We start from the raw sequence: 18342 nt of genomic DNA on the forward strand, positions 1-18342 counted from the left end.
CTGTCCCCGGGGACAGACCCCTTAAATGCTGGCAATCGCCTAACAGGGCGCTATAGTTAATCATTGTCGATAATCGTACAGGACAGGGATAATGAACCGCGCAACTGTCGCCAGATGGCTACTTACCGGGATTTTTTCAGTCACATTCATTGCTTGCGGCGGCGAAACCTCGCCCGACAAGACCACCAGCAAGGATATTGGTGCAGAAGGCGGAGAGATCGTCGCCACTGATGGGCGCCTGAAATTGACCTTCCCACCCCAGGCACTGCCGGAAACCACAACCATTACGATTAACGAAGTCGAGCGCAGCCAGCTTCCGCAAACCTTTCAGGAGGGTGACTTCGCCGAGGGTTCCCGTTTTTATCAGCTGCTGCCCGATGACCTGACCTTTACCCAGGCAGTCAAAATTGAATTGGAGATGGATGCCAGCGAAATCGATAACAGCTCGCTGGCCTTTCACGGCACCCACTTTTTACTTACCGCCGGCGATGATGATGCACCGCAGTTGGTGGCCAATCAGCTACTCGACGTCGACGCCGCCACCGGCAAGGCCATTTTGCACGGTGACCTGCTGCACTTTTCGCCGCTGGTCGACCTGGTCACCCTCAGCAACCGCTCGGGTAGCGGCGGCGAGCTTCAACGCAGTTTTACCTACGACGTGGGCCAGAGTTTCAGCTACAACGTCGTGGCCTCCCTTGGCGTTGACAATATCGACACCGACGACCACCTGACCAGTATTTCGGTCAGCAGCCAGACCAGCGCTTTTATCAATATTATCGGCACTCCACTTGTCACCGCCCAGAGTCAGTTCTTCCCCTACCTGAACGACGACACCGAGCAATCCGGTCGCCACTACGCCGAGGCCATTTCCCAGTTCGAATGCGCCGAGAGCGGCGTGGGCACGGTGGTGATGACCCTTACCGAATTCTTCAACCGGCGACCCGACGACAGCACATTTATCAGCCAGGCCAATGTTGGCAACAGCATTACCCTCGCCCAGATTCTTCCCGAGGAAGCGCTGCCCAGCCAATATCTTACCCGTTACAACGTACCGGTGACCTGCGTTGGCACCACCGACCCCGGCACTGATCCGGGGACAGACCCCGGTACCAGTTGCGCGAATGAAGTACAGCGGGAGTTCCTCCGTCTGGATATTGCACTGACTGGCCCCGGCGTGCCCACGGTACCTGCCGACAGCGAAATTGCGCTGTCTCGCATCAGTAATATCGAAGCCGTTTCCGACGCCCATATTCAGGAGTTTGGCTGCTCGGTACGCCACCTGCATGGCAGCGCCATATATGTCGACAAAAAAGGGCCGCACCCCGAGCCCGATCGCAGCGGCGAACCGACATCTGAGCAAGGCTGTGGTTACGGCGAGGTCTTCACCAAAGCGGTTTGCCTTGATCCCGTGCAACCCGGCGAACTGGAAGTTGGCATACACCGGGTTCGTCACCCCCAGGACCGCTTTGTTGAGTCGGCCCCCATCACCCACGCCCAGGTGTTGAATCAGGCCACAGGTATCCCGGCCGACGGCACGGTGGCCACCTCGTCGGAAGCTTCCGTCGCCAAGGGACTCAACGGCAGCGGCAGCCGCGGATTTGCACTGAATAATACGGCCTTCGGCCCGCTGGTTGCTTTCAATATCGATTTCAGCTTTCAGCAGAAGCAGGATCTCGCGGTCGATCTGCTCCACGGTGACGTGTTGCATACCGGGTTGACCATCGGCGAAAAATTCCGCTTTGCCCTGTCGCAGAAGGTGCCCGGGCCGGGCAGTCGCGCGGTCACCGGCGCCGGAGATGAAGCCAGCACGGCGGCCGAGGAATACGACCCCGCCTTTGATTCCACCGAACCCACACTACAGGACGTGTTCAACGCCCCGTTAAGCGACTACAGCCTGTCCGGGTTCAGCGGTAATTTCACCGGGACGGCTGAGACCATTGTGTTGACCAACCCCGATGCCATCGCCGTAGTGTCCTTCGCGAACCCTGAAATCGCCGGTGACCGAAACCCGGCTAACCGCTTCAATCAAACAAGCTACTTCGGCCTGGAATATTTCGGTTCAGATACCATTGTCACGGCAGCGGCGGTGGGTGGTGGCAGCAGCTCCGACCTGTTGGTGGTCACCTCCAACTCCGTCAACGGCAAGCTGTGGTTTATCCAGCAGGGCGAAGCGATAGAGATCGCCACTCTGGGTACGCGCCCCAAACGTTTGCGCTGTTTGAATAGCACCCTGTGTGCCGTCATCGATGATGCCGACAACACGCTGACGACCATTAGCCTGCTGGAATCAACACTGCCCACCGTCAAAACCACGGTGTCCATCGGCAGTCAGCCGCAAAGCCTGGATTTACTGCTCGATGACAGTGGTAATTATGTGGCGCTCACCCTCGACAGCACCGGTGATTCGAGCCAGTACCATTTGGTTAAACTCGACGCTAACGCCAATCTGATAGACAGCGAGTCCTACACCATCGACAGCGCCTGTGCCGATCCCGGCGAAGCGATTTGGGTCAGGGATACGGTGAGCAGCAAGGTACTGGTAACATGCCCCGGCGCCTTGTCACCCGCCGAAAAGGCAGAGGCCACTTACTGGATTGACGCGCCCTTCAATAGCAGTGATGACGACGACACCTAACGCCTTTGAACTTGCCCGCGACGCCGGCTGATGCGGCGCCCGTATAGGGCAACGCCAAGAGCAAAGGTCAGCGCGATGCCCAAGGCGAACACCGCCGCCACGGTGTCGCGGGTGGTTTTGCCCAGGCCATCGAGAAAGTGCCACTTGTGCAGCCAGGCAAAACTCCAGCCCTCTGCCCGGTCGCTGTTGCGCACCACAGCGGCCAAGGCGCCGCTGCGGGGCTCTACGTAATAACTGGTCGCAGCAGGGTCGGAGCGATCTACCGCAATCACCGGCAGGCGTTTGTTAACAAAGCCATATTCCCCGCCAAACTCATTTACCGTGCGCACCCCGACCACCTCGGCGGCGAATGCGTCAGCCGGCTCACCGGCATAGGCCGCCGCCAGCTCCAACGCATGGCGTTCTTCGCCGACCTCCAGCTCGACACCCGTACCCGCGTGCACATACCGCAATGTGCGATCGGCCCACACGCGGAAATAGGGCTGCCCCCCCACCGAAACCAATTCGGCCTGGGTCACAGAAGCACCCGTCTGCAACCAATCAATCTGCATCGAGGCCAGAGGAAACGCCCACGGTTCAACGCCAACAACCTGCGCGCCATTGTGCTTTTGCAACAGATGCCAGCTGCCACTGACAGTGAACGTGACCACACTCAGCGACACCACAATTCCCAGTCGCCGATGCCAGTTTTTCATCGGTGTTGAACGCCCCTCACGTCCGGCTCTGCCCCGCCTCCGCAACAGCGAGTACTGCACGATACCTGCGATACCCACCAGAGCACCACCAGCGAGAAAGCACAGCATCAAACCGTGGCGCAGCGCTTCGTTGCGAATAAACACCCAGCTGTGCACATTGCGAAAGAAGGCCGTTGCCAGCGCCTTGTTGTCGTTAACGATGGCCGCAAGGCGGCCACTCTCCGTATCCACATAGACCCGCGCGCCGTCGTCCCGCTGAAACACGACCTTCCAGACCGGCAACAAACGATTGATAAAGACATACTCGCCGTCAAAGTGGTGCTGCCGACTCACGGAGATCACCGCGCTGTCGCTGTCACCCAGGTAGTGTCGCGCCAGCATTATGGCGTAGTCCCGCTCGCCATTGGCGATTTCCTCCCCGGTGATCGCGTCACGCCATTGCACACCGGCTACCGACTCAAGTCGGTACACCGGCCTTTGCCAGTTCACCAGCCGCAATGCCGACACCACGCCAAGCTCAAGCCCTTCCACCAATTCGACAGGGCTGCGCAAGCGGGCTGTGGGAAAGTCCTCCAGCGGCAGCGACATCGCCGCAGGGCGCGGATTAAAATTGGCCAGAATCGGGTGAGCCATTCCACTGAGGCCCCAGCCGATGATCGCCACCGACACCACCATGCCAATGCGCATATGCCATCGCAGTAGCCAGGCAATCGTTTTCGCGGGCATCAGAATTCCATCCTCGCGCCCAGATAGGCGGTACGCCCACGGCCCGGTGTAAAGCCCGGCCCCCATTTGCTGGTCGTCTCGGCATAACGCTTGTCGGCGAGGTTCATAACCCGCGTATAAACGGTGAGTTGAGGAGATACCGCATACTCGCCCCGCAGATTAAGCAAGCTGTGCCCCTTATAACGGTCGACATCGCCGTCGTTGTTATCATCGGCGTTGCTTTCGTCGATCCAATGCGCTCCCTGATGGGAGGCTTCCAGCTCGATAAAGCCACCACCCAGCCAAGCGGGGTGATAATTCAGGTGAAGGTGACTAAAGCTGCTCGGTGCATCGGGCATGGTATTACCACTGAAATCACCGCTGCGATCCCGCCAATCCTCAAAACGATGTTGATTGCGGCTATAGGCAATGCCGATATCCCATTGCGCAGTCAGACGGTGCTCCACCCCCACTTCGATACCACGGTGGCGGGTTTCACCGGCATTGCTGTGTCGACGAGCGCCGCTACCCGCATCCTGAACCGATAAAATATCGTCCTCTTTGCGCAGGGTGTACACCGCGACCTCAAAACTGCTGCGCCGACCCAGGTTCCCGCGAACCCCTACCTCCAGGCTGTCGGCCTGAACCGGCTTCAGCTCAGTGGAGTCAACGGTGCTGCCACTGCGAAACAGCTGCCCCGATGACGGAATGCGGAAGGCGTGGCGATAGGCTAAATAGCCATTGATCGACGGGCTAAAGTCGTAGATCAGGCCCAGCTTGGGGCTGACATGGTGATAGTCCAGCGACTGATCTTCCGGGCGCAAGTGGTTGGGGTCGGTGTTGGCGGCATCGATATTATCTTCGTAGTCATAACGAATCGCGTCGTAACGCAGACCCGCGGTCAACCGCCAGCTCGGCGCCAACTGAAACTCGCTGTGCACATAGGGCGATATCGAGGTAAACGCCACCTTGTAGTCATAGAGCTTGCCCGCGCGCCGATAGCTCAACCAATACTGGCCCGGGTCATTGTCGTTGCGTTCTATATAGTACTGAGTCTGGCCACCAAAGCTTTGGTCGATATCGACCCCGGAAATGACCAAACTGTTGTCACCAATATCCCGGCGCAGCTTGAGCAGTATGCCCAGCGAGTCGTGACCGTCGTCATTAATGTGCGCGTCCTGGGAATCCAGCGCCGCAGGGCAGCTGGGGCACCAGGGCGGGGGTGGCTGCACTCGACCGGTATTGAGAGTCCACGTAGCAATATACGCCAGGCGATTACTGCGCAAATACGGCGTTACGCTGAGCTGGCCATTCTCCAGTGTTTTGTCAAAGGCACTGGACACGCGCACTGCACTGACATCGCGAAAGCCGATTTTATTACCCGCCCGCTCGGGCGTATTGTGATAATCATCCGCTCCCAGGGCCGAACCTCCGGTTTCCATATTGACCCGGCTGGCGCTGAATACCGAATTGACCTGCCAGTCGCCGTCGAATTGATGAAACCACGACGCCAGTAATTCCTGACGGTCGGCGGCGGTATTGTCCCGCCAGCCGCCGTTGCGACTCGCCGAGACATTCAGGGTATAGCTATCGACCTCACCCACTGCGGCACCACGCCACTGCAAGCGCGTCCAGTCATCTTCGCCCACCTCCATGCTGAGCGACGCCCGGTCTTCTTCAGGGGGCTGGCCACTGAGACTGTTGACCACAGCGCCAATCGCATCCGAGCCGTAGAGTGCTGACCCCGGCCCCTTGATAATTTCGACGCCGTTGCCCAGCGCACTGTTCACCTCATACAGCGCATTGTGATTAAAAAAGCCCGCACTGCGGGTTGGCACACCGTTTTCCAGATATAAATAAACCGGACCATACGACACCGGTTGACGGATGGCTGCTGCGACACCTTCACCACTGGAGCCAAGCTGAACAATATTCACTCCCGGAATACGATTCATCAGCTCGGCGGCATGGGTCGGGTTCAATTTTTCCAGTGTGTCCTGGTCCAACACCCCCACACTTGCGGCGATATCAGAAAGCGACTGTGTGTCCCTGGTTGCCGTGACCAATACGGTTTCCAGTTTACTGTGTTCCGCGTGGGCGGCCAGGCTGGCAGAAGCCGCGAGCATAAACAAGGACAGACGATTTAGACGTAGGGAAAACACGGCGAGTAATCCTGAAAATAGACAGGCGCACAGAATAGAGGCTTTTAGCAAAATGAAAATGCGACCGATTGTCGCAGGGCGCTTGTGCAAACCTTCGGGATCTCCCGAAAAATGGTAATATGCGCGGCCCTCAATCCGGTTGAGAGCATTCTGACAGTGAGCACTTCCCCACATCCTGCGACCTTCCCAACAGCGGCAGAGCTGTTGGAATTTGACGTTATCGGCACCGACCACTTCCGCGCCCGCCACAACCTCGACAACCTCGACAACCTCGCCGGGATGACCTTTGGCGGCCAGGCGCTGGGCCAGTCCCTCGCCGTCGCCACCCGCACCGTTGAAAACTGGCACTGCCACAGCCTCAGTGGCTATTTTATTCGCGGCGGTATTATCGACGAACCCATCGACTACGCGGTAGAGCGGGTCAGCGACAGCCGTAGCTTCGCCTGTCGTCGGGTCCGCGCAAGCCAGCGGGGAAAAACCATCTTTGAGCTGCTGTGTTCCTTCCACTGTGGCGAACAGAGCCTCACCCACCAGTACATCGACATCGGCGAGCCCCCTTCTGCCGATACCCTGGACACCCTTCAACAATTTGCCAACAGGCATCGCAGTGAGCTGGCCACGCCCGTGTTCAATATGCTCAGCCGGGACTATGTCTTTGACATAGCACCCACCCGAGTCGATCACTTTTTTGCCCCTGTCGACGAACCGTCCTTCGACTACTGGATTCGCACTCCCAGTGCCGCAACACTGAGCGACGTTCGCGACCACCACGCCGTACTGGCCCTGATGTCAGACTATTGGTTCCCGGGCACCATCGGCATTACCCACCCCCGGGAGCAGGTCAACGCCCTGATGTCGCTGAACCACACCCTGCGCCTGCACGCACCGGTAAAAACCGATCAGTGGCTGCTATATCGCACCCGCAGCGACTGGGCCGACCTCGGCCGCGGCATCGCCGAGGGCAGCATCTTCGACCAGTCCGGTCGTCTGGTGGCCACCGTCAGCCAGGAAGCGCTGCTGCGCTAGGGCGGCGTACCTCGCGCCCTCCCCTGGCCGAAGGCGACAAACTCCAGTCCCCTTACCCCGCCGAACAATACACTCAATAGTCGCTCGACCGCTTTTAGCGCGATCTCTTACGTCGACGCTGATACCTCTCGGACAACGGCTAGCCACGTTAAGAATTGCTCTACGGCCTGCCCGCTTAAATCGCCAGGGTGTTTTTTCCCCATGAAATACCATAAAGTAACGAATCCAGCACAAGTACGTGCTTACAGTACGGCGGCTATAGTGCCGCACCAACATATACTCGCGGATTGACTCAAGGAATGGGGATGCTGACGACGACATTACGATACCCCCTCACCGAAATCTGTGTATTTAAGCCGTGTTTTATATTCGCTGTGCTTGCAAGGTGCGCTCTGAAAAAATGCCAGGCCCGAAGGGCGAATGGAAATAATATTTGTATTTTTATGGGGTTGGCTGATTTCGTCTGGGCCAGCTCAAGATATTACTCAGGCCGCCCGCTAAGAATTCTTATAAGGCCGTTGGCCTTATTAACAGGCTGTTATGTGATCTCTAGTAGGTAAAGATGAAACATTCCGATATTCGATTGGTGCTATGGTTTATTTTTCGGCCAAATAAGTTTTTACAAGAATCCGAGAAGCACATGGCTTGGATAAACTCACCAGAAGCAAACTCGGAAAGTCAGGGCGAGAAAACGGATAGTCAGTCAGCGCGAGCAGCTAAGCTAATTAGAGCAGCGTATAGCAAATCGTTTTGGCTGGTTGTTTCCGCAGTTCTCACCGGAGGCATGGTAGGTAAATTTTTAGTCGGGCTGGGCATTATCAATGGGCAGGCAACTTCCGAGGCCTCTCAGTATGCTGGTATTGCCCTATTGCTATGGGCAACATTTGGGCAGGTAGGTTGGGGTCTCCAAACTATGCACGGAGCAACATATCCTGAGAGAGTGAATGATTTCCTTTGCCGCACACTTTATGTGCTCGGGTCTTTCTTGCTCGCGTTGTCAGCGGGGGCGACCTTTGCGCAATCCCCATAACAATAAAAATTGGCGCGCCTTTCTTTTTTCGCTAGCTTGCTCATAAACATCATCATTTGTCATCTAGGATAGAAATGGATACTTTCATTGAATTTGTAAAATCGGATATTGGTGTCACACTGGCTTGGGTATGTACTGTTGGAAGTACGTTATTTGCTGTGATTTCATCAAAGAAAAACAAAAAGTTGAAAATACAAATTGGCGAAATAACAAAAAACTCAATAGTAGATAATAGTCAGGATAGTGTTACGCAAAACGGCCAGAAGAATGTATATACAAAGAACAACTCAGGCGGCATGAAAATAGACATGTAAGGGACTAAACCTTGACGATAGTAAATGAAGGGAACAATCCCCCTGTGAATAAAACAATTAAAGTTGACCGTAATGCTGGAAATATCATAATCGGGAATTCACCCGAATATGAGATCAGCTCAGCTATAAATGAGCTGCTAAAGTCACTAGCTAATAAGCCATTTACATTCAAGAAAAACAGAAGACGCCCATCTTCTGAAACAGTTGTAAAGATACAACACAATAATCTTAAAGCTAAAAGCCATATCATAAAGCAATACTTAGATCATTCTTCAAAAGTAGAAGAAGCCTATTCCGAGATTGACTCATTGATAACTTTTGGAAAAGCTACAATCCTTCAGAATTTAAACGATTTATACTTTCTTGCTTTAGACGCTGTTGAAATTGACTATTTAATTTGCGATATAGACATAGCTAAAGTCAGAGAAAATTCTGAGTTCATTTTGGAATTTATCATTCAAAGATTAAAAAATACTGTATTTGAATCAAAAAACACTCCTGCTTACAAAGAGCATGTTGAATTGGGAGTGAATGTTGTTGTAGCTCATGCTTTTATCGAATGCATAATCATGGAGAATCCAGCTGATGATTCCTAGGAGTGGTTGTGACCCAGAAATAAACGTTGTAAGCATAGGGGCAAAAATTTTAAAGAAAGTGGCAGATGAAAATCCGCCCTTAGATGCGATACTTTCTGACTGCTCTTCAGAGCTAAAAGTATCGATTGATCACATCATACTGTCGTTAGGTTGGTTGTTTTCAATTAAGGCCATTGGGTTTAATGGAGTAGAGGTTTTTATAAATGAAGCTTGATAGCCTTGAAATAAAGATAAATAACGAAGTAAAAAGATTTGTTAAATTCAAACCTGGTCTTAACCTCGTCACAAACAAGCCAAATTCTGGTCGTACAGGTAACAGTGTAGGTAAATCAACACTATCACGAGTGGTTGATTTTCTAATGTTAGGAAGCATAGACAGCATTTACATTGACGAAGAGTTCAAAAAGCCAAATCTTGAGATAGAAACGCTATTTAAGAACAACATTGTAATTGCCTCTCTCAGCTTCTTTGACTACTCAAACAAAATAAATCAAATTTCTCGCTATTTATGTATTGATGACGAAGCCGAACCCGAATTCTGGATAAATGGTGAAGTTGTTGAAGAAAAGGGATATGAGTCATTTATTCAGGATAAAATTTTTAATATATCTACTAGAAGACCTTCTGTCCGAGCTGTAGCACCGAAGTTCATTAGAAATGACAGCCACAGAATGTTAAGTACGACTAAGTTTCTTGATAAACGACAAGGCCCAAAAGATTATAGCGAACTTTTTTTATACCTTTTCGGTTTCAATAATACGTCTCTACTTACGGAGAAAAGAGATGCAACGAATCTGGTTAACAGGCGAAAAAGGAATTCCACATCGATTAATGCGCTAGTGAAAGAGCAAAAGCCGAAAAGTGAAATCAAGAAATATAAGGCAGATGCTAAAGAGCTAGAGGACAACCTTTTAACATTCGAGTATTCATCAGAATATTCAAACCCAATAGAAAGACTTTCAGAGCTACAAGCAAAAGAAGACCGATATACCGAAGAACTTCTATCTATACAGCGAAAAGTAGACAACATAAATCACACTATAGAACTCTTATCTAAAGACAAAGATGGTTATTTGATTAACGAGCTTAAAGCTATATATAGCTTCTCCGGTGTCGCAATTGACGGAGCCTTACGAGAACTTGAAGACGTCATTTTGTTCCATACAAACCTCGTTGAGAAAAAGAAGCACTTTCTTACGATTGATTTACCTAAATTGAATGAGGAGTCTGAAGGGCTTCAGGCAGAGCTAAGTTCAATAAGGAAAGATAAGTTACAAGTTTTTTCTGACATGAGGTCTAAGGAAAGCTTAGACAATGTGACTAAAAACCTGAAACGACTGGGTGAGCTTAAAGTTGAGCTTGGAAAGTTAGAAGGTCTAATGGAGCAGCAGTCCAAAGCAAAATCAGATCAAGCTGAAGCAGAAGCTCAATTGCAAAAGATCCTTGAGGCCATTTCCAAAGAAATTGATCATGTTTATGAGTTTGAGAAAAAATTTAACACATATTTAAGGTCTCTTACCAAAAGTCTTCACGATGAAGAATACAGCATAGACTTAGATTTTAATAAGGATAGTGGTGCTTGCTCTATAGAACTCATTAACACGGCAACTAATCCTGAGGGCGGGAAGAAGAAAGCCGAAGTTATTGCTTTTGATTTTGCATATATACATGCCATCAATGAGTTAAAAATTAATCGCCCAAGCTTTATTTTCCATGACAGTATTGAGGATATTGACAAAAAACAAATTGAAGATATTCTCGACGAAGCAAACAAGCTTCCAGGCCAACAGATTCTGTCAATGCTATCAGATAAAATATCAGAAAAAACCTATAAGAAGGTATCCAGAAATATAATCTTGTCTCTGGATGAGGATGAAAAATTCTTTTGTGTTTAAACGAAAGCCAACAAATCAAAATACTCGGACAATTAAGCTGTCGCTCCCGCGCCCCAAAACACGGCGTTATACCCCCGTGTGCCCCACAACTTGTAGACACCTCCCAGTAGTTATATAAACCTATTTGGAGGTGTAAAATGGCACGTAAAGGAACCCCGCTTTCACCCAGGAATTTCGTCGGGAAGCAGTAAAGAGGTCAGAGAAGCCCGGCGTCACTCAAGCCCAGGTAGCAAAAGAATTGGGTGTAAGTGCTCAGCATTACGCTTCAGTCGGAAAATCATGGCGGCGTTTTTCGCTAGGTCAGTAGTGGTAGAGAAGCTGGGCAATAAACAGGAAATCTTGATGGATTTTATAAACCATTCGTTGCTCGTCGTTAATCCTTCGAGACCAATATCCCGAAAGGGCATGTTTCAGCGGCTCCGGCTTTCCAATGCCTTCGAATGGCTCTCGTTTGATTTCCTTTATAAGGGTATTAATGCGTTTCAGTATCTGCTTGTCGGTTTTTTGCCAGAACAGGTAATCTTCCCATGCCTTCTCCGCAAAAATTAATTTCACTCAAGCAGTTCCTTTTCATGCCCTTTGCCATCCTCAAGCTCGGAAATAGACTCCATCAGGCGTCGCGTATTTTTGGGGCTCCTGAGCAGATATGCCGTTTCTTCCAAGGCTTGGTAGTCGTCCATAGAAATCATGACAACGGCACCTTCGCCCTTTCGAGTAATCGCAATGGGGGCATGGTCGTTACAGACCTTCTCCATAGTTTTAGCCAAGTTGCTCCTGGCGGCGGTATAGCTAATGCTTTCCATCGACTTTTCCTGTACATGTACAACAATACGTACAGAAGTATAGCCGCGCGCAACAAGCACAGGCAAGCGCCCCGTGAGCATCACCCGCTTTAACGGACAGCAAATCACCGTTTGTTTAAAGAGGTGCTCCAGCAGCCGTTGCGGTAAGCATTAAATACCTTTCAGAAGAAAATCGAGCGCTGAACTAATGACCGAACGGGCCCACTCCTTTAGGATAGCCCCATGAGTTTTCCAAGCGATATCGAAGCCGCACTGGGCAAGTTGGTGGGCCTGTTGTGGGGGCCACCACTGGTGACCTTGCTGGTTGGCGGTGGCCTATTCTTTCTGCTGTATTCCCGTGGTCTGCCCTATCGCCACTTTGGTCAAAGTGTGCGTTTGCTGTTTACCCGTGCCGATAGCCGCGACCCCGGACAGCTGTCCCACTTTCAGGCGCTCAGCACCGCACTGTCGGGCACTCTGGGAATGGGCAATATCTCCGGTGTCGCGCTGGCCATTGCAATGGGTGGTCCCGGCGCTATTTTCTGGATGTGGGTGAGCGCCCTGCTGGGCGTTGCCACCAAGTTCTACACCTGCACCCTGGCGGTAATGTATCGCGGGCAGGACAGCGAGGGCGAATGGCAGGGCGGGCCGATGTATGTCATTCGCGAGGGCTTGGGCCGACGCTGGCGTCCCCTGGCTTATTTTTTTGCGGTGGCGGGCCTGCTCGGCACAATGCCGATTTTTCAGGTAAACCAGCTAGTGCAGGTACTGCGGGACACCCTCGCGATACCCGCAGGGCTGACCACCGCGGACCAGCACCTGTCCTTCGATTTCACCGTTGGTGTGGTGATCGCCGCCTTGATGTTAATGGTGTCTACCGGGCGTTTACCGCGCCTGGGCAAGGTTACCAGCTGGTTAGTGCCATCAATGGTGGGTGGCTATCTGCTGCTCACTGGCTACGTGTTACTCAACCACCTCGCTGAGATTCCCAGTGCCCTGGCATTGATTGTCAGCGATGCCTTTTCGGGCAACGCGGTCGCCGGTGGCGCACTGGGCACGGTGATTATTACCGGCATCCGCCGCGCGGCCTTTTCCAATGAAGCGGGTATTGGCACCGAGGCAATGGCCCACGGTGCCGCTCGCACCCGTGAGCCGGTGCGGGAGGGGCTGGTTGCCATGCTGGGGCCGGTGATCGACACGCTGATTGTGTGCACCTGCACCGCGCTGGTGATTTTAATCAGCGGTGTGTGGCAAGAGGGCAACCACGATGGCGTCACTCTCACAGCCACCGCCTTTGGTCAGCTTTTTCCGACAGGAGGCGCCGGTATTCTCGCCGTGCTGGTCAGCCTGTTGAGTCTGAGTACGGTGTTTACCTTCTGGTATTACGGCAGCAAATGCCTTGGGTTTCTGATTGGCGCGCGCTACCAACACCTCTATATCTGGTTCTATCTGCTGTTGATCGTGGCCGGTGCGGTGGCGTCCCTGCAACTGGTGGTCAACCTTATCGACTCCATGTACGCCCTGATGGCTATTCCCACCATAACGGCAGCCCTGCTATTGGCGCCCAAGGTCAACGCGGCGGCGCGCAGGTATTTCGCCGCCGGCTCGCCGTCATCAGTGCCTGATGCATAAGCACAAACAGCAGCAGCGCCAGTAGCAACAGGGTGACACCAATATATAAAAACAGATCAGGGGCCTTCATCATCGTCGACATCAGCGAGTCCTGGTAATAGAAAAACCACTGATGGTCGTCGGGAAAGACCCAGCGGTGGGCGGCGTAGAAGATTTCCACCCAGCCCACCGACAGGATGGCAATCACCGCTATTGCAATGGCGCCTGAGTAAAGCCACAGCAGGCGGCGATAGCCCGGGAACGCCCAGCGGCGGTAGAGAAATAACACCACCACCCCCAACCACAGGGCCACCACCCAGGGCTTCAGAGTTTGTGTTGTCGTCACCAGGTTGGCCACGTCCTGCAGATGAATAATTTCCGCCCGGTGCAACAGGGGCACTGGCTGCCCCGATGGGCCGGTATAGTGAATATCCGCCAAGCCCTCGCCGCCATTTGATATCGCTCGGCAAATCTCGCCAAACACGGCCAGGCGCTCTGCCCGCTCAGTATCTTCAAAACCCTGACGGTAGCGATTCTGCGGCCCCATCTCGGCAATATTCTCGGCGATGCCGACATTGTCGTGCCAGAAGCCATAAAAGAAATCTACCGACAACAGCGCGTGCCAACTCATGTAGAGACACACCAGCAAGGTTAGCGCGCTGTAAAGAAATTGCCGGAGTGGCGCGATCAGGCGATTCTGCATGGGCTTGCGATCCAGATTGAGTGCAAAAGCCGGGCATAGCAGGCTACTGCCGCCGGCGGCGATACCATAGAATAACCGCTGCTCCCGCAGGAAACACCTGCCCCTAGAATGTTCACCAGCCAGGAAGCCGGTTTTGACCACAACCCGACGCCTACAGCCCGCCGCCATTCTCAGATGGCTCCATCCACGGCAAATTATGGCCGCATTGGACGACATCGACGCCACGGCCCCCAGCTATACCATGAGCCGCCCAGCCGCCCTGCGCCGAGTGTTTGCAGTGCTTGCCTGTATATCCCTGTGCCTGCTGCTGATTCACTATGTGAAGTTTTCCAATGTTTTTGTCGAGACCACGGCTCTGCTCAGCCGCTGGCAGGATCTCCCGGCCAACCACTATTACATGATTCTGCGGCGCTTGGGCTTTCTGGAGCTGGCGGGCTATGCCTGGTGGACGGCCTGGCATGTCGTCGGTTATCTGTTAATACCGGCCCTGCTGATTAAACTGCTGTGGAAGGACAGGGTTCGGGATTACGGTTGGCGCTGGAACGACACCGGCAAACACTGGGCCGGTTACGCCTTGCTGCTGTCGCCGATTTTGCTGTTTGTGGTTATCGCTTCGTTTAACCGCGATTTTCTTGCCCACTACCCCTTCTACAAACAAAGCGGGCGCAGCTGGTTTGATTTTATCGCCTGGGAGGCGCTCTATCTCTGCCAATTCCTCTGCCTTGAGTTTTTCTTTCGCGGCTTTTTTCTCCAGGCATTGCGCCCGGCTATCGGTGCCAATGCTGTATGGGTGATGTGCGTGCCCTATTTGATGATCCACTTTCCCAAGCTGTGGCCCGAGGCCTTCGGCGCGATTTCCTTCGGCCTGTTCCTGGGCATCCTCGCCCTTCGCTCTCGCTCCATTTGGGGAGGGTTTTTCGTCCACGCCGGTATTGCCGTGGGCATGGATGTGGCCTCGCTGGTGCAACAGGACAAATTGCCCTCGGTATTCTGGCCGTTCTAGGGCCCGGCCTCGTCATACGCCTGTAATCGACTTCGTGTTCAATCAATAACTTTGGGATTGTTGTTTCTACACGAGGCCTATGCAGATTCGTCACACCCTGGGTCAGCTGCTGGCCACGCTGTTGCTCAGGATTCGTCAGTTGCACCAGATGATTCGCGGCGCCGACCTCACCGACGAGGTGACACTGAGCCTGGCCAGCCACCAACCGGTTGCGCGCACCGACCCCCGCTACCTGTCCTTCTCCATTGATATTTCTGTGTTGGCCGGCGGCTTTTGGTGGGAGGGTGCCCTCGATGTAAAACGCGGATTAGGCACTCTGCGGGTGCCACCCCTGAGCCTCACCTCTAAAAAACTCGACAAGCTGGTACAGTTACTCGGGCCAGCCTACCTGCGCATAGGCGGCTCGGAAGCGGATAAAATTCACTATTTCAACAAGCCAGAGGACGATGAGGACGCGCTGGTACTGACCCACCAGCAGTGGGATGAGCTGCACGACTTTATTCGCCGCAATCAGCTGCAACTGATTTTTACCTGTAAGTACGGCCTGTTCAATCGACGACAGCAGGGGCGCTGGCAGGGAGATGAGCTAGTCGCTCTGCTGGAGTACACCCGCGCCAAGGGCTATAACGTTGAGGTGTTCGAGCTCGGCAACGAACTCAATGCCTACTGGGCCTTCCACGGCCTCACCTCACAGCCCCGCGCACACAACCTTGCCCGGGACTACGACCGGTTCAGCGCGCTGGTTCACAGCCTGTTCCCCGAGGCGAAAATCTCCGGGCCGGGCAGTGCCTTCTGGCCCAAGCTCGGAGAAACCGTCAAACCCCTCAGCAATATCACACCGCGCTTTTTGGCCTCGCTGAATACCCGACTGGATATCGTCGACTGGCACTACTACCCCTTTCAGAGCGACCGCAGCCCGGTGCGCACCCGTCGCGCCCGTATCGAACACCTTATCGACCCCAAATCCTTTGAGTACTTTCGGCGTTACAGCCATCGTCTCAGCGCCCTGCGCGACCGTTTTCAACCCGAGGCCGAACTGTGGACCGGCGAGACCGGCTCTGCCCAGTGCGGTGGCCAGCCGGAGCTGTCCGACCGCTGGATTTCCAGCTTCTGGTGGGCTGACCAACTGGGCATGGGCGCGCGACTGGGGCAGAAAGTCATGGTGAGACAGTCATTGCTTGGCGGCGACTACGGAATGATCGCAAGGCTTACCCTGAAACCTCGCCCGGATTATTGGGTGAGCTGGCTGTGGGGCCAGCTCATGGGGCAAAATGTTTACGCCATCGACAGCAGCGACCCGGCCCTGCGCAGCTATTTACACGACCGGCCGGACAACAGCGGCCAAACGCTGATGCTGATTAACCTCAAGGCCCACTGCGTTAGCGCACACCTCCCAGCAGAACTCCGTAGTCGTATCAGCCACGGCTACGAAATGACGGCCAAGCGTCTGACCGGGCGGCGGGTGAGAATCAACGACAAAAAAGTGCGCTTCAAGGGCGGCGCCGTCCGCCTCGATCAATTTCCACAGAAGACCTTCAGCGGTACTCTGGCGGCTTATAGCATCAGTTTCTGGTGTTGTAACATCGACCCTGAGCCCGATACCTAGCGTCGCATAGTGCGGTAGGTTTCGTAATGATGCACCGCAAAGCCACGATAACTGTCGTTAACCGGCAATCGTCCATCAACCCGCTGTAATACCCATTCCATATTGGCGCTGCCCTCTTCGCAGAAGGTAATCATCTCGGGGGGAATACACATGGTTTCCACACCCACGACGATTTCCTTGCCTCGGCTGCTGGCATAGCGCAGTTCGTCTCCGGCATCGTTCACAATGCGCTCCTCAGTGTCGCGGTAATCCATTAGTGCGATTCGATCAGCGCCGTCGATAACCCACTGATGCAGGGGGCGAGAGACACCCTCGCGCACTATACTGAATGTGTCCCACCACACTGGCATATCTATTACCAAAGGCAGCGACACCGCCGCCGAGCGATGGCGCGCCTGGGCGATCAGGTCGATAAACTGATTCGCCACCCAGTTGCGTTGATCTTGCCACTCACGAATCAGGTGAGCTTCTATATCAAGATGAATCGCCGTGGGTCGCGCGGCCGGATAGCGACGAGTGTACTCCACAGCCTGATCAATCAGGCTCAGCACTTCGTGATGATGGTCGCGCAGGGCCCACTCCGGTTTGCCAAACATCAGTTCGACACTGATCCCCCTGGATTGGAAGGTACGGATAAATTCCGACAGCATATAATGATTGTTCATTACCGGAATGCGGGCGTCGATATAGGCGGTATTCAAGCCCTTGTTCAGCATAAAGGTCAGCAGTTCAGTGCGCTTGTTCACATTCAACACCGGCTCGGCCCGCCACACCCAAAGCCCTTTTTGCATGGACCTGGGGCCAGCCGCTCTGGCCGGAGCGGGGGCCGCAGTCCCATCGCTTAACTCCGGTGCGGATAAAAACACTCGATCGACACCGGGGTTTGCCGAGAAGTAGGGGGAGCCATTCCCACCGGCAATCCCCAGGTGCACGCTGGTCACATCGGCGGCGTTATAGCTGATGCTCACCCGGTACCAGCCGCCCCCTATCGCCGCAATGTCAGCGCGATGCTCGCTGCCGCGCTCGCCGACAACGCCGGCGCCGAGATCAAAGAAACTGCGCTGAATGTGTCCGCTCTTCCGTGTGCCTAAATACACCCAGCGACGGCCCGTATCCTTGAAATAGGCCGACAACACCTTGCTGCCACTGCGCTGTACCCCAGGAATATCTTCCAGCAAATCGTGGGCGCCTCCGCCATAGGCACGCAAGGAGTAATAACGACCACCCGGGCCGTCTTCCCCGGCGATCGCCGATTCAATTTGATTGGGCTTTAGATTGTGGAGAGTGGCGGCAGATAAAAAAGTGGAGTGAAAACACGCTGCTGCAAACAGCAGGGCGAGGGAGAATAATTTCATGAAGGGGCGGCCTCAAAAACTGCGTCGCCGTACATCGTTCTTGCAACACAGGCGCGCGCCGCCCGCCCAGGTATCAAGCGAGACGTAAGCAGTTTGAACACACGCAGAAACGCTGAGAACCGACTGACGAAAAAATTTAGCGAATAATGTTGTTCCGTGGATAACGCAACGCGTGCAAGACTAGAAACAATCACCAATCCCGGTCAATAGCGCAGAACGCCTTG

Annotated in this window: 17 protein-coding genes and 2 pseudogenes; 11 read left to right on the forward strand and 8 right to left on the reverse strand. The window is 53.8% G+C overall.

The features are described 5' to 3' along the window. Nucleotides 1-91: 91 nt before the first annotated feature. Entirely contained in the window at nt 92-2635 is a 2544-nt protein-coding gene (locus tag HCU74_RS12185; RefSeq protein ID WP_168450692.1) for a hypothetical protein, read from the forward strand. On the opposite strand, the gene HCU74_RS12190 is transcribed toward HCU74_RS12185, so the two are convergent. Next, nucleotides 2632-4056, reverse strand: a complete 1425-nt coding sequence (locus tag HCU74_RS12190) for a hypothetical protein (protein ID WP_168450693.1) — start codon at nt 4054-4056, stop codon at nt 2632-2634. The genes HCU74_RS12185 and HCU74_RS12190 overlap by 4 nt on opposite strands. Continuing rightward, the gene (locus HCU74_RS12195; protein WP_168450694.1) at nt 4056-6197 is read right to left on the reverse strand and encodes a TonB-dependent receptor domain-containing protein; all 2142 of its coding nucleotides are present in this window, start codon (nt 6195-6197) and stop codon (nt 4056-4058) included. The genes HCU74_RS12190 and HCU74_RS12195 overlap by 1 nt, the downstream gene beginning before the upstream one ends. 156 nt (nt 6198-6353) lie before the next feature. On the opposite strand from HCU74_RS12195, the gene HCU74_RS12200 reads away from it, so the two are divergent. Further along, on the forward strand, nt 6354-7223 hold the full coding sequence (locus HCU74_RS12200) for an acyl-CoA thioesterase domain-containing protein (RefSeq protein ID WP_168450695.1): 870 nt from the start codon (nt 6354-6356) through the stop codon (nt 7221-7223). 107 nt (nt 7224-7330) lie between these two features. On the opposite strand, the gene HCU74_RS20450 is transcribed toward HCU74_RS12200, so the two are convergent. Together HCU74_RS20450 and HCU74_RS20455 are read right to left on the reverse strand one after the other, a co-directional pair. Beyond that, a complete protein-coding gene (locus HCU74_RS20450; RefSeq protein WP_428480342.1) occupies nt 7331-7426 on the reverse strand; it encodes a hypothetical protein in 96 nt (31 codons plus the stop codon). After that, a pseudogene (locus tag HCU74_RS20455) lies at nt 7413-7544 on the reverse strand (phage integrase N-terminal SAM-like domain-containing protein); the annotation flags it as partial. The gene HCU74_RS20450 and the pseudogene HCU74_RS20455, both read right to left, overlap by 14 nt. A 241-nt stretch (nt 7545-7785) precedes the next feature. On the opposite strand from HCU74_RS20455, the gene HCU74_RS12210 reads away from it, so the two are divergent. The 6 genes and pseudogenes from HCU74_RS12210 to HCU74_RS20460 all read left to right on the forward strand — a co-directional run. Next, a complete protein-coding gene (locus tag HCU74_RS12210; protein ID WP_168450697.1) occupies nt 7786-8253 on the forward strand; it encodes a hypothetical protein in 468 nt (155 codons plus the stop codon). Between the two features lie 74 nt (nt 8254-8327). Beyond that, nucleotides 8328-8567: a hypothetical protein gene (locus HCU74_RS12215; RefSeq protein ID WP_168450698.1), complete on the forward strand. Its 240-nt coding sequence runs from the start codon at nt 8328-8330 to the stop codon at nt 8565-8567. Nucleotides 8568-8578: 11 nt separating this feature from the next. Beyond that, a complete protein-coding gene (locus HCU74_RS12220) occupies nt 8579-9163 on the forward strand; it encodes an ABC-three component system protein (RefSeq protein WP_168450699.1) in 585 nt (194 codons plus the stop codon). Continuing rightward, entirely contained in the window at nt 9153-9377 is a 225-nt protein-coding gene (locus HCU74_RS12225) for an ABC-three component system middle component 6 (protein WP_168450700.1), read from the forward strand. The genes HCU74_RS12220 and HCU74_RS12225 overlap by 11 nt, the downstream gene beginning before the upstream one ends. Next, nucleotides 9367-11058, forward strand: coding sequence for a DUF2326 domain-containing protein (locus tag HCU74_RS12230; RefSeq protein WP_168450701.1), 1692 nt, complete (start codon nt 9367-9369; stop codon nt 11056-11058). The genes HCU74_RS12225 and HCU74_RS12230 overlap by 11 nt, the downstream gene beginning before the upstream one ends. A gap of 172 nt (nt 11059-11230) precedes the next feature. Next, a pseudogene (locus tag HCU74_RS20460) lies at nt 11231-11365 on the forward strand (transposase); the annotation flags it as partial. On the opposite strand, the gene HCU74_RS12240 reads toward HCU74_RS20460, so the two are convergent. Together HCU74_RS12240 and HCU74_RS12245 are read right to left on the reverse strand one after the other, a co-directional pair. Further along, a complete protein-coding gene (locus HCU74_RS12240; RefSeq protein ID WP_168450702.1) occupies nt 11359-11613 on the reverse strand; it encodes a Txe/YoeB family addiction module toxin in 255 nt (84 codons plus the stop codon). The pseudogene HCU74_RS20460 and the gene HCU74_RS12240 overlap by 7 nt on opposite strands. Next, on the reverse strand, nt 11610-11861 hold the full coding sequence (locus tag HCU74_RS12245) for a type II toxin-antitoxin system Phd/YefM family antitoxin (protein WP_168450703.1): 252 nt from the start codon (nt 11859-11861) through the stop codon (nt 11610-11612). The genes HCU74_RS12240 and HCU74_RS12245 overlap by 4 nt, the downstream gene beginning before the upstream one ends. 222 nt (nt 11862-12083) lie before the next feature. Between HCU74_RS12245 and HCU74_RS12250 the strand changes: the two genes are divergently transcribed. Further along, nucleotides 12084-13472 (forward strand): alanine/glycine:cation symporter family protein, encoded by a 1389-nt coding sequence (locus tag HCU74_RS12250; protein WP_168450704.1) that lies wholly within the window; start codon nt 12084-12086, stop codon nt 13470-13472. Here the strand turns inward: HCU74_RS12250 and HCU74_RS12255 are convergent. Further along, nucleotides 13411-14295 (reverse strand): lipoprotein intramolecular transacylase Lit, encoded by an 885-nt coding sequence (locus tag HCU74_RS12255; protein ID WP_168450705.1) that lies wholly within the window; start codon nt 14293-14295, stop codon nt 13411-13413. The two genes, HCU74_RS12250 and HCU74_RS12255, sit on opposite strands and share 62 nt — an antisense overlap. Here HCU74_RS12255 and HCU74_RS12260 point away from each other — a divergent pair. Together HCU74_RS12260 and HCU74_RS12265 are read left to right on the forward strand one after the other, a co-directional pair. Continuing rightward, complete coding sequence (locus tag HCU74_RS12260; RefSeq protein WP_428480343.1) at nt 14288-15157, forward strand: CPBP family intramembrane glutamic endopeptidase; 870 nt, start codon at nt 14288-14290, stop codon at nt 15155-15157. The two genes, HCU74_RS12255 and HCU74_RS12260, sit on opposite strands and share 8 nt — an antisense overlap. A 79-nt stretch (nt 15158-15236) precedes the next feature. After that, nucleotides 15237-16763 carry a glycosyl hydrolase family 79 N-terminal domain-containing protein gene (locus HCU74_RS12265; protein ID WP_246864618.1) on the forward strand — a complete coding sequence of 509 codons (1527 nt, stop codon included), beginning with the start codon at nt 15237-15239 and terminating at the stop codon, nt 16761-16763. Here the strand turns inward: HCU74_RS12265 and HCU74_RS12270 are convergent. Further along, complete coding sequence (locus HCU74_RS12270; protein ID WP_168450706.1) at nt 16760-18118, reverse strand: phage head spike fiber domain-containing protein; 1359 nt, start codon at nt 18116-18118, stop codon at nt 16760-16762. The genes HCU74_RS12265 and HCU74_RS12270 overlap by 4 nt on opposite strands. Nucleotides 18119-18342: the final 224 nt, after the last annotated feature.

This window comes from Spongiibacter thalassae (genome assembly GCF_012272835.1).
In the GTDB taxonomy this organism is placed as follows: Bacteria; Pseudomonadota; Gammaproteobacteria; order Pseudomonadales; family Spongiibacteraceae; genus Spongiibacter; species Spongiibacter thalassae.